The organism is Rhodopseudomonas sp. B29, assembly GCF_000333455.1.
In the GTDB taxonomy this organism is placed as follows: domain Bacteria; phylum Pseudomonadota; class Alphaproteobacteria; order Rhizobiales; family Xanthobacteraceae; genus Rhodopseudomonas.
Genome location: NZ_BADD01000342.1, coordinates 1 through 2,235 on the forward strand (window position 1 = coordinate 1; position 2,235 = coordinate 2,235).

General features: G+C 65.0%; 2 protein-coding genes. Both read left to right on the top strand.

Annotation, left to right across the window (positions count from 1 at the left end):
• Positions 1–160: 160 nt before the first annotated feature.
• Positions 161–1,162, top strand: a complete 1,002-nt coding sequence (gene dusB, locus I5M_RS12270) for a tRNA dihydrouridine synthase DusB (RefSeq protein ID WP_022721673.1) — start codon at positions 161–163, stop codon at positions 1,160–1,162.
• Positions 1,159–2,235, top strand: a 1,077-nt coding sequence (locus tag I5M_RS12275; protein ID WP_022721674.1) for a nitrogen regulation protein NR(II), incomplete at its 3' end; no start/stop codon positions are given. The genes dusB and I5M_RS12275, both read left to right, overlap by 4 nt.

Consider the following 2,235-nt stretch of genomic DNA (forward strand, 5'->3'; position numbering starts at 1 on the left):
TTTCGCCGATCTTGCTGCACGCACTTGCATGTCTGCCAGAACTGGCTAAACTGTAGGCAACCCTATACAATGCTCAACAATTGAGCCAAGCCGACTCTACACTTGAGTGGCTAGAGAATGAGCAGCCTTGACCGGCTCGAAACTAGCAGGTTCGCCGACTTTGAAAATTGGCCAAATTGACATCGCCAACCGGGTTTTCCTGGCTCCGATGACCGGGATTACCGACGCACCGTTTCGTCGCTTGGTGGCGCGGCTGGGAGCCGGGCTGGTGGTCTCTGAAATGACCGCTAGCGAGGACTTGGTCAATGGCCGGCGCATGAGCGTGCGTCGCTGCGACAAGGTCGGGCAGGGGCCGCATGTCGTTCAGCTTGCCGGCTGCGAAGCGCGCTGGATGGCGGAGGGCGCTCGGATCGCGGAGGCCGGCGGTGCCGACATTATCGACATCAACATGGGCTGCCCGGCGCGGCACGTCACCGGCGGACAGTCCGGCTCGGCGCTGATGCGCGATCTCGATCACGCGCTGACGCTGATCGAAGCAACGATCGGCGCGGTCCGTGTGCCGGTGACGCTGAAGATGCGGCTCGGTTGGGATGACCGTTCACGCAACGCGCCGGAATTGGCGCGGCGTGCGCAGGACGCAGGCGTGCAGCTCGTGACCGTGCATGGCCGCACCCGCAATCAGTTCTACAAGGGCGAGGCGGACTGGAGCGCGGTTCGCGCGGTTCGCGACGCGATTTCGATCCCGCTGGTCGTCAACGGCGATATCACTTGCGCCGAGACAGCGGTCGCAGCCCTTGAGGCGTCGGGGGCCGACGCGGTGATGATCGGTCGCGGCGCGCAGGGCCAGCCTTGGTTGCCGGGCCAGGTCGCACGGCGGCTAGAAGGAGGTGCCGCCGAGCTTGCGCCGACGCTGACCGAGCAGCTCGATTACTTGCGCACGCTCTACGACGAGGTGCTGACGCTGTACGGCGCGCATGTCGGTCTGCGTCACGCCCGCAAACACCTCGGTTGGTCGTTGCACGTCGCTGCCGCGCAGAGCGGCACGCCCGCCGCGGTGCTGCAGGGTTGGCGAGCTTCGATCCTGACCGACGAGAATCCGGCCCGGGTGCATCATGCGCTCGGCGAGGCTTTCGATGATTTTGCCTGGAGGGCCGCCGCATGAGTGCGATCGCCGAACCGCGCAAAGTGCCGCCGGGCGACAGCGACGCCATCCTCAACGCGCTGCCCAATCCCGTCCTGTTAGTCGGTCCCGACGGCAAGATCGTCGACGCCAACATGGCGGCGGAATCGTTTTTCGAGATCTCCACGCAACTCCTTCGCCGGCAGTCGCTGACTGAATTGGTGCCGTTCGGCAGCCCGCTGCTGGCGCTGATCGAGCAGGTCCGCAGCGGCAATTCGCCGGTGAACGAATACAAGGTCGATCTCGGAACGCCGCGGATCGGCGCCGACCGTCAAGTCGATCTGCACGTCGCGCCGCTCAACGAGCGGCCCGGCCACATCGTGGTGATGCTGCAGGAACGCACCATCGCCGACAAGATGGATCGCCAGCTCACCCATCGCAGCGCCGCGCGCTCGGTGATCGCGCTAGCCGCGATGCTGGCGCACGAGATCAAGAACCCGTTGTCCGGCATTCGCGGCGCGGCGCAACTACTCGAGCAGCAGGCGTCGTCCGAAGACCGCATGCTGACGCGGCTGATCTGCGACGAGGCCGATCGCATCGTCACGCTGGTCGACCGCATGGAAGTGTTCGGCGACGACCGTCCCGTGGCGCGTGGCCCGGTCAACATCCACTCGGTACTCGATCACGTGAAGCGGCTGGCGCAGTCCGGCTTCGCCCGCAACATCAAGTTCATCGAAGACTACGACCCGTCGCTGCCGCCGGTGCTGGCTAATCAGGATCAGCTCATCCAGGTGTTTCTCAACCTGGTGAAGAACGCGGCCGAGGCCGTGGTCGATCTCGGCAGCGATGCGGAGATCCAGCTCACCACCGCGTTCCGGCCCGGTGTGCGGCTGTCGGTACCCGGCAAGAAAACTCGCGTGTCGCTGCCGCTGGAGTTCTGCGTCAAGGACAACGGCCCCGGCGTGCCCGAGGACCTGATGCCGAATCTGTTCGACCCGTTCGTCACCACCAAGCCGACAGGCTCGGGGCTGGGCCTTGCGCTCGTCGCCAAAATCGTCGGCGATCATGGTGGGATCATCGAATGTGAGTCGCAGCCGCGCAAAACTACGTCCCGC